General features: G+C 61.4%; 7 protein-coding genes. 2 read left to right on the top strand and 5 right to left on the bottom strand.

Going from position 1 to position 9,192, the window contains the following annotated elements; genetic code table 11:
- The first annotated feature begins 58 nt into the window (after positions 1 to 58).
- Both HXO69_RS08010 and HXO69_RS08005 read left to right on the top strand, forming a co-directional pair.
- Complete coding sequence (locus HXO69_RS08010) at positions 59 to 1,501, top strand: sensor histidine kinase (RefSeq protein ID WP_296546398.1); 1,443 nt, start codon at positions 59 to 61, stop codon at positions 1,499 to 1,501.
- 48 nt (positions 1,502 to 1,549) lie between these two features.
- The gene (locus HXO69_RS08005) at positions 1,550 to 2,416 is read left to right on the top strand and encodes a response regulator transcription factor (RefSeq protein ID WP_296546397.1); all 867 of its coding nucleotides are present in this window, start codon (positions 1,550 to 1,552) and stop codon (positions 2,414 to 2,416) included.
- A gap of 105 nt (positions 2,417 to 2,521) precedes the next feature.
- Here HXO69_RS08005 and HXO69_RS08000 read toward each other — a convergent pair whose 3' ends face one another.
- From HXO69_RS08000 to metG, 5 genes are all read right to left on the bottom strand, one after another.
- Positions 2,522 to 2,881, bottom strand: a complete 360-nt coding sequence (locus tag HXO69_RS08000) for a DUF86 domain-containing protein (RefSeq protein ID WP_296546395.1) — start codon at positions 2,879 to 2,881, stop codon at positions 2,522 to 2,524.
- Complete coding sequence (locus HXO69_RS07995) at positions 2,878 to 3,195, bottom strand: nucleotidyltransferase family protein (RefSeq protein ID WP_044141495.1); 318 nt, start codon at positions 3,193 to 3,195, stop codon at positions 2,878 to 2,880. The genes HXO69_RS08000 and HXO69_RS07995 overlap by 4 nt, the downstream gene beginning before the upstream one ends.
- Before the next feature lie 177 nt (positions 3,196 to 3,372).
- Positions 3,373 to 6,126, bottom strand: coding sequence for an FtsX family ABC transporter permease (locus HXO69_RS07990; RefSeq protein ID WP_296546393.1), 2,754 nt, complete (start codon positions 6,124 to 6,126; stop codon positions 3,373 to 3,375).
- Positions 6,127 to 6,129: 3 nt separating this feature from the next.
- Positions 6,130 to 6,897 carry an ABC transporter ATP-binding protein gene (locus tag HXO69_RS07985; protein WP_296546392.1) on the bottom strand — a complete coding sequence of 256 codons (768 nt, stop codon included), beginning with the start codon at positions 6,895 to 6,897 and terminating at the stop codon, positions 6,130 to 6,132.
- Positions 6,898 to 7,211: 314 nt separating this feature from the next.
- Entirely contained in the window at positions 7,212 to 8,756 is a 1,545-nt protein-coding gene (gene metG, locus HXO69_RS07980; protein ID WP_296546390.1) for a methionine--tRNA ligase, read from the bottom strand.
- Positions 8,757 to 9,192 lie beyond the last annotated feature (436 nt).

Below are 9,192 nucleotides of genomic sequence, written 5' to 3'. Positions count from 1 at the left end.
GCTGTCAATGCAGGGCTCAGACGCCAGGTAAGCTACACCACCTCGATACACTGGAAATATGCCCCTCAAGCACACCGAACCCCAGCAGAACCCACAACACAGCACAGAGACAGCCGAATCAGGCCACGCCGTAACGCATACCCGCGGCCGCTCAGAAAGCAGCGACCTGCCCGCCGACGCAATCAGCGCCTCCAGCCGCGTGCAAAGCTACCTCAGAGACAAACGCAGCTGGATGAACATCATCGTCGTCGCACACATGCAGTTCTTCTGCTGCGTGCTCTCCGCAGCCTTCGTCAACAGCTACGGCTGGATCCCGATCATCTCCGCGCTCTGCAGCACCACCGCGCTCTACTTCCGCTACCGCTTCCCCTACGGCAGCATCTACGTGGTCATCGCGGCGCTCTGTCTCACCTTCCTATCTCCCTTCCCCGATTCACTCGCCCTCACCTGCTACCCGCCGGTCAGCCTCGCCGCCTACCACACCGGCAGGCACTGGACCCGCCGCGCCCGCTTCCGCGCCCTCATTCTCGGCTGGGTCGGCGCACTCGCCGTCACCGTACAGGCCTCACTCCAACTCCTCTACCATTGGGACGACATACCCGCCCGCATCTTCATCTCCCTGATGCTCGGCGTGCTCTGCGGATCCATCTTCACCGTCTTCTGGTTCCTCGGCGACTCCCGCCGCATGCGCGAACTACGCAGCGAAGAGTTCAAAGAACGCGCCCGCCGCCTCGAATACGAGCAAGAACAGGAACGCCGCCTCGCAGCACAGGACGAACGCACCCGCATCGCCCGCGAAATGCACGATATTGTGGCGCACTCGCTCTCCAGCATTATTTCCCAGGCGGACGGGGCACGCTACGCCGCCGCGAGCGCCCGCACCGCACGCGCCCAGCAAACACAACAGGCACAGCAGGCAGAGCATCAAACTGAACAGGCAGAGCAGTCGGGTCAGGCTCAGCAGCAGAGCGAACCGGATATTGCCGAGCAGACCCTCGAGCTCATCGCAGACACGGCACGAGACTCCCTCACCCAGATGCGCTCCCTCCTCGGGCTACTCCGCACGGACGAGGCAACCGCCTACGCACCCGTACCCACCCTCAGCGATGTGCCCGCCCTCGTGGAGCAGAGCCGCCGCGCCGGACTACCCGTCACCTTCACCGGAATCACCGGCACCATGGCGCGCACCCTGCCGCAGGGTGCCGAGCTGGCCGCGTACCGCACCGTACAGGAGGCGCTCACCAACGCGCTCAAGCACTCCCCCGGCGCGGCAACCGCCGTCACCATTCACTGGGATGAGGAGGGGCTGTACTTGCGGGTACATAACGGCCCGGTTTCCTCTACCGCGGCTCAGCACATCGCCCGCCCGGTACCCGGTAGCGGTAACGGTCTGCGCGGCATGAGCGAGCGCATCGCTCTCTACCACGGCACCCTCACCTACGGTCTGCAGCCTGACGGCGGCTGGCTCGTTGAGGCGGCGCTGCCCTACCGCGACCTCTAATACCTCGATACCCCGTTCTCCCCACCACTGTGATCTAGGATTGAAACTATGTACTCTTCTGCACCACAGACTTCTGCACCACAGACCACCCAGCCGATCCGCGTGATGCTCGTTGACGACCAGCGCCTAGTGCGCGGCGGCTTGAGCATGCTCGTGAACTCCCAGCCGGACCTGCAGGTCGTCATGGAAGCTGATGACGGCCTGGCGGCGATTGACGTTTTTGACCGCATGGTCTCCGAGGGGCAGGCGCCGCAGGTCATCCTCATGGATGTGCGCATGCCGCACTGCGACGGCTTGGAGGCGGCGCGCCGCATCCTGGAGCGTGACGGCGAGCGTGAAGTTTCCGAGGATGAGCGGGTGCGCATTATTATGCTCACGACCTTCGATATTGATGAGTACGTGTATTCGGCGGTGCGTGCGGGTGCGAGCGGTTTCTTGTTGAAGGACACTCCGCCGGAGCAGCTGCTGGAGGCGATTCGTACGGTGCACCGCGGCGATGCGGTGATTGCGCCGTCTGCGACTCGCCGCCTGTTGGAGCAGATGATTCCGGTGCTGGACTCCCCCGCTCCTGTTGTTCCTACCGCTCCTGCCGCTCCTGCCGCTGAGTCTGTTCCTGCTATTCCCCCGGCTGCTGGTTCTGAGCTTCCTAAGGCGACGTTCATTCCGGCTGAGCATGCAAGCTTTGAGCCTGTGCAGGATTATCCGCATCGTGAGTTGATTGAGCAGTTGTCGCCGCGTGAGTTTGAGGTGCTGGGTTTGATTGCGCGCGGCTTGTCGAATGCGGAGATTACGCGGGAGCTGGTGCTTTCGGAGGCGACGGTGAAGACGCATGTGTCGCATGTGTTGGCGAAGTTGGGTGCGCGTGATCGTGTGCAGGCGGTCATTATGGCGTATGAGGCGGGTATCGCCCACTAGCGCTCCCCTGCGATTACTCCCCTTATAAAGGGCACAACAGAATAGAGGACACGGCAAAGCCCCGGCGGGCGCCTCCTGATCGAGGCACCCTCCGGGGCCATTTAGTTAAGTAGTTTCTTCTATCTCATCGATGATTCGTTCAAAGTCGCTCATCAGCTCAGGCAACTTATTCCGGGCGACGTCCCATAAGACAGCAAAATCAACGCTCACATAGCTATGAGAAATGATGTTACGAATAGCAATGAGGTACTGCCATTCAGCCCGTTCATACCGTTCATAATCTTCTGGGTATTTTGAACGAATTCTATTGAGGGTTTCGCCAATAATCTGAAAGCGCATGCAGAGCGCGTCCTGGACTACCCCGTTTGAATCGTCTATCAGGTCTTCATATCGCTTGGGCGTAAAAGCGTAGATACGCTGAGCTGACTCAAGAATCAGAGAGAAGCCGTCAAGCGAGCTTTTCATAGCGGTAGCTCCACCATGTCTGGTTCTGCCTCCGCATAGATGCGGGGGCGCAACCGGGTGACCATATCAACGCTACGGCCGGTCAGCTGTTCAATGCGGTGCTGAGCATCGACCATCTGCATGAACTCGTCAAAAGGGGCCGCCCCCGGCATCTGCACCAAAAAATCCAGGTCGCTGGTTTCGGTCAGCTCACCGCGGGCGGCGCTGCCGAAGAGTCGGGCACGGCGCACACCAGCGTCACGGAGGATCTGAAGAACCTCCGCTTCATGGGGTAGCGTGTACCTGCGACGCAGATTGGGGTGGCTAGTGCTCATACACCCATCATACGCGCAAAGCCAGGCTACAGGTCAGCTCCAAGAGTCTGAGAGCACGCCAAACTAGAGGACACAGTGAAGCCCCGGCGGGCGCCTCCTAATCGAGGCACCCTCCGGGGCTTCACTTTCTCACGCCGAGTATTCAAGGCTGTGCTCGAATACTGTGACTATGCCGGGTTAGCCGCGCATGCCCTCAACCGGGGACATACGAGCCGAACGAGCCGCAGGCAGAGCCGAAGCGAGCATCGCGGCGAGCACACCCACAACGAGGATGACCACGTACCAGATGTACGGCAGGTCAAGTACGAGCGGGGCGGAAGCACTCATGGAAGACATAATAATCTGCGCAGAGAGGCTACCAATCACCGCACCAGAAACCATACCGAGTACCACTGCGGCGAGCGTAATCAGAATCGCCTCAATGGAAATCATGCGGCGCAGCTGCTTGCGGGACAGACCCAGCGAGCGGAGCATCGCATTCTCGCGGCGGCGTTCGTTGACCGACAGGGTCATCGTGTTCGCCACACCAATAATCGAGATGACCACTGCGAGCATGAGCATCACCAGGGTGAAGGTCAGCATGACGGTCAGCAGCTGGTCGTAGGTCTGACGTTCCTGCAGACCACCGGTGAAGGAGCTATCCGGGCTGGCTCGGTTCAGGTCAGCCTGCAGGGTCGCGTTCTCGCTACTGGTCAGCGGGGAGGCGGCGCGCACCAGAACGACGGTGTCGTTACCGGTTGCCTGGCTGGTGACGGTCAGGCGAGCTGCCTTCGTCTGAGCTTCCTGGTCACCGCTGGCGATTGCTTCTTCCATGCGCTTCTGAGCTTCCTCAGCGGCAGAGTTGGCAACCTTCTGCGGGTTCTTGGCGTCCTGCAGCTTGGCGGCGGTGGCAGGGTTGACAATCAGCAGGTTCTGCTTGGTTGCGGACTTGACGGGCTTGAGTTCCACTTCGCCGAGCGGGCCGTGTGCCTTCAGACGGCTGGACTCATTCAATCCAGCGGACTTCCAGAGGCCCTGCGGTACGAGCACGGTGTCATCGGCAAGGTTCGAGTTTTCGCCCGGCAGGATTGCCTTCAAATCGGAGGAGCTCAGCGCCACCAGGTCGGAATTCTGGTTGGCGGTCTGCCCCTCGTACTCGACGGTGTAGTCAACCACACCGGCTGCGTAACCGACGGCGGATGCCTGAACGTTCTTAATACCCTTGACCTTGGAGGCGATTTCCTCCGCTTTGGTCACGGTGGAGGCAGCCTCGGACTGGTCGTACGAGCTGTACTTTGCCTGCGCAGAAATCGGGTACTGCTGATCCAGAGCCTTGGTCAGCGAGGCGCTCAACACCGAGTAACCGGTCAGCACAGTCGACACGACCAGGGTACCCACCAGCACAGCGCGGCCGGTGGAGACGGTACGCTTGGGCGAACGCAGCGCGTTGGCGAGCGCCAGCTTGCCGGTCTGGGTGCGGGTGACCTTACCGAGGGCACGTACCAGCGGGGGCAGTACCAGCGGGGTGAGGAGAAAGACCGCGATACCGAGCAGCAGCGCGGCCCCCATCATGAAGGCAATGGCCTTATTGCCGGCACCCTCACCGGAACCCTGGTTCTGAGCCAGCATAGCCAGGCCGATACCTGCGGCACCGAAGACCAGACCCAGGATCGGGCCGACCTTGCCGGGCTTGCGCACCTCAAGGTTGGTGTGCTCGCTCATCGCGCTAATGGGCGAGATGCGCAGGGCGCTTCGTGCCGGGGAGAGCGACGCCAGAACCGTGACGATGGTGCAGAGGAGCACACTCACCAGGATCGGGGTAATCGAGTACGAAATCATGATGGTGGTCAGGTTCGCACCAACCAGCGCGCCAACCGGGTAGGTCAGCAGCGCACCGATGAGGGAGAACACCACGCCCACGGTAATGGATTCGATGAGTAGCATCCGTACGAGGGAGCCGCCGCGGGCACCGAGGGTGCGCAGCAGAGCCAGCTCACGGATGCGCTGGCCGACCAGCACCGCGAAGGTGTTGGAGATGACGAAGGAGGAAACCAGCAGAGCCAGCGCTGCGAAGGCACCCAGGACCACGCTAATGGAGGTGAAGACCGTGGAGATACTCTTCTGGTAGTCTTCCAGCAGCTTCTGACCGGTCATCACGCGCGGGTCGTTCTTGGTGTCGCCGCTGCTGAGGGTATCCTGCAGGCTCTTGAGTTTGGCGTCGGTTACGCCGTCCTTGAACTTGAGGTAGATGAGGTTCGCGCCAGCCATGCCCCGGTAGCCTGCCGCGGAGCTCTTGTTTTCTGTCTCGGCTGCTTTCAGGGTGGCTTCGCCGAGGCTGGTGCCGCCCATGAAGACAGCCTGGTTGGTGGTGGAGCCTTCAAAACCGGGATCGAACAGGCCGACGACGGTGTATTCGGCGGTCTTGTCAGTACCGGGGGCGCTGACGGATTCTACAACGTCGGTGCTGGTGACCTTGCCGTTCAGCGAGAGGTTGTGCTTCTTCGCGAAGTAGGTAGAGACCATGATTTCGTGGTCGCTACTGGGGATTTTACCCTGTACCTTGTACGGGAAGAGGCTCGAGTCGGCGGGCAGCTGGTTGTACTGCACGGGGGTTTTCTGGTCGCCGGTACCGATCGAACCCGTGACGGCGTACTGTACCCAGTAGCCGGAGAGCAGGTCGCTCTTTTCTACTTTCTGAATCTGGTCACGAGTCAGGTAGATAGAGGTGCTGTCTTTACCGTCGCTGGTTGTAGCAGCGGAGGCGACGACCGCCTCGGCGCGGGAGAGCACGTCGCCTACGGAGGAGTTGACGGTCGCCTGTAGCGAGTTGGTGAGCATCATAATGGCAGCGATGAAGAAGGATGAGATCGCGATGCCTATGCCCGTGAGGATATATTTTCCTTTGGAGGCGCGCAGATTGGAGCGCGCCACCGTGTTCAGTGTGGTTGCCACGGCTTATCGACCTTCCAGCTGTGCCATTGCGCCGAGGACGGCGTCGTAGGTGGGTTCGATCATTTCGCCGGCGACCATGCCGTCCTTGATGAAGACCACGCGATCTGCGTAGGAGGCGGCGTTTGCGTCGTGGGTGACCATGAGGATGGTCTGTGCGTGGTCGGTTGCGGCGGCACGCAGCAGGCGCAGCACCTCGGCGCCGGAGTTGGAGTCGAGGTTACCGGTCGGTTCGTCGGCGAAGACCACTTCGGGGCGTGCGAGCAGGGCGCGCACGATGGCGACGCGCTGCTGCTGACCGCCGGAGAGCTGTTCGGGGCGGTGGTCGAGGCGGGTTTCCAGGCCGAGGGTCTTGACCAGATAGTCGCGCCACTGCGGGTCTGGCTTCTTACCGGCGAGGCCCAGGGGCAGGTCAATGTTCTGGCCCGCGGTGAGGGTGGGCACCAGGTTGAACGCCTGGAAGATGAAGCCGATGTGTTCGCGGCGGAATTCGGTGAGGGCGTTGTCCTTCAGGCCGAAGAGCTCCACGCCACCAATGCGGATCGAGGTGGTGGGGTTCGGGTCGGGGGTGTCCAGGGTTGCGATGGTCTGCATCAGTGTGGACTTACCCGAGCCGGAGGGACCCATAATGGCGGTGAACTTACCCTGCTCAAAGTCGACGGAGACGTTATTGAGGGCGTGGACGGTGGCTTCACCGATGCCGTAGGTTTTGGAAAGGTTTCGTGCGGAGACGGCGGGCTGTGCCGTCTGGGCGTGAGGAGTTGTCGTAGTCATAGTTCAATTATTTCACGCAATGTGGCGCTGACTACGGTGTTTTTATCATCCTCCAGGTTGATTTTGGTAGGTGTTCACCGGGTCTTTACTGGCGGACGCAGGGGGTTATCGCTAATCCCACGGACGGAGAAACGTCTGAGGCGGCCCGGGCGGGGTGCCGGCATCATCCTTAAGTATGAGTGGCGGCTCAGCCAAGGCTACTACCCCACGGGCAGACCGACCCCTACGTACATGCAGAAAGCCCCCGGTTCCTCCCCCATTTGGGGTCAGGATGCCGGGGGCTTTCATACGCTATTCGCTATGTCAGAAGCAGCTTATGCCTTGGGTGCCTCGTAGCGCGGGAATACCGGTGCGGGTGCGGGCAGTTCGGTACCGGGCACGAGCGCGGTGCCGAGGGCTGCGAACTGGCGGGACTCGCCTTCGGGCACGCCGAGCAGGGTCAGCAGCTTGGCGGTCGAGTCGGGCATGACGGGCTGCAGCAGCAGGGCGACCTGGCGTACGACCTCGAGGGTCACGTACAGCACGGTGTTCATGCGGTCGAGTTCGCCGTTCTTGCGCAGGGTCCAGGGTTCCTGCTCTGCGAAGTAGGCGTTGGTGTCTGCGAGGACGGTCCAGATGCGGTCGAGTGCACGGTGGAATGCCTGCTCGTCGAAGTCTGCACGGACGGGCTCGTAGAGGGCAGCCGCCTCGTCGAGGATCTTGCGGTCGGCCTCGGTGAATTCGCCGTGGGTGGGCACTGCACCGCCGCAGTTCTTGGCGACCATGGACAGGGAACGCTGGGCGAGGTTGCCGAGGTTGTTTGCCAGGTCGGAGTTAATGCGGTTGATGATGGACTCTTCGGAGTAGGAGCCGTCCTGACCGAAGGACACTTCACGCATGAGGAAGAAGCGCACCGCGTCCAGGCCGAAGGCGTCGACGAGGTTTGCGGGGTCAACGACATTACCGACGGACTTGGACATCTTCTCGCCGTTGACGAGCAGGAAGCCGTGGCCGAAGACGCGCTTGGGCAGTTCGATTCCGGCGGACCACAGGAATGCGGGCCAGTAGATGGAGTGGAATCGGGTGATGTCCTTGCCGATGAGGTGCAGGTCGGCGGGCCAGTACTTGGTGAACAGTTCGTTGTCGGTGTCAGGGTAGCCGAGGCCGGTGAGGTAGTTGGTGAGGGCGTCGACCCACACGTACATGACGTGCTTGTCGTTGCCGGGTACGGGCACACCCCAGTCGAAGGTGGTGCGGGAGATGGACAGGTCGTTCAGGCCGCCCTTGACGAAGGAAATCAGCTCGTTGCGGCGGGATTCGGGGTAGACGTAGCCTTCGTTGGCGTAGAGTTCGAGGAGCTTGTCGCCGTACTTGGAGAGGCGGAAGAAGTAGGATTCTTCTTCGGTCCATTCGACTTCGGTGCCGGTTGCGATGGCGTAGCGCTGGCCGTCGCGGACTTCGGTTTCGTCTTCTGCGTAGTAGGCTTCGTCGCGGACGGAGTACCAGCCGGCGTACTTGTCGAGGTAGATGTCGCCGTTTTCTTCCATGCGCTTCCAGATTGCCTGGGATGCGATGTAGTGGTCGGGGTCGGTGGTGCGGATGAAGCGGTCGTAGCTGATGTTTAGCGCGTCGTTCATTGCTTTGAAACGTGCGGAGTTCTCGTCGGCGAGTTCCTTGGCGGTCTTACCGAGCTTTTCGGCGGTGGTCTGCATCTTCTGGCCGTGCTCGTCGGTGCCGGTCATGAAGCGCACGTCGAAGCCGTCGAGGCGCTTGAAGCGGGCTAGCACGTCGGCTGCGATGGTTTCGTAGGCGTGGCCGATGTGCGGGTTGCCATTGGGGTAGGAGATGGCGGTGGTGATGTAGAACGGAGTTGCAGTCATAACTTTCAGTTTACCGCAGTATTAGGCGAGGCTCTCACCGGGGTTACACTCTGATACGCGGTGGCTTATTGCTTGTGGGTGGAGGCTGCCACGCCGCATGTTTCCTCCGCGCCACATGCAAAACGCCAAATCACCAAGCAACACACTAAAAGGCGACAGCCCTCCCCCGCACCAGTTCGCTAGGCACGGGGCGCACGCCCAAACCACGAACCACCCGGCGGGATTAGCTCGAGGTTCGGCACCCTCCTCGCTCCTACAGGGGCACCCGCCCTCGCTTCGCTTCGGGCACCCTGATGTCGCTACGGAGGCCACCGAAACCTCCACGCACCCACCAGAGGTTGCGTATAGGTGTGCCCACCGGGAGCCCCTGGGTGCAGCTACGTTTTCCGGAAGCGCCCTCAGGGTGTCACACGGACGCTCTCCGCAGCGAAGCAAG

Source organism: Rothia sp. (in: high G+C Gram-positive bacteria), from assembly GCF_015265375.1.
In the GTDB taxonomy this organism is placed as follows: domain Bacteria; phylum Actinomycetota; class Actinomycetes; order Actinomycetales; family Micrococcaceae; genus Rothia.
Note: the sequence above shows the minus strand (reverse complement) of the source record. Positions and strands in the feature narration are given on the sequence as shown.

Bases quoted from the DNA above. Each gene is read 5' to 3' on its own strand.
- HXO69_RS08010 (WP_296546398.1), top strand. From the start codon at position 59: ATGCCCCTCAAGCACACCGAACCCCAGCAGAACCCACAACACAGCACA.
- HXO69_RS08005 (WP_296546397.1), top strand. From the start codon at position 1,550: ATGTACTCTTCTGCACCACAGACTTCTGCACCACAGACCACCCAGCCG.
- HXO69_RS07995 (WP_044141495.1), bottom strand. From the start codon at position 3,195: ATGAGCACTAGCCACCCCAATCTGCGTCGCAGGTACACGCTACCCCAT.
- metG (WP_296546390.1), bottom strand. From the start codon at position 8,756: ATGACTGCAACTCCGTTCTACATCACCACCGCCATCTCCTACCCCAAT.
- HXO69_RS07985 (WP_296546392.1), bottom strand. From the start codon at position 6,897: ATGACTACGACAACTCCTCACGCCCAGACGGCACAGCCCGCCGTCTCC.
- HXO69_RS08000 (WP_296546395.1), bottom strand. From the start codon at position 2,881: ATGAAAAGCTCGCTTGACGGCTTCTCTCTGATTCTTGAGTCAGCTCAG.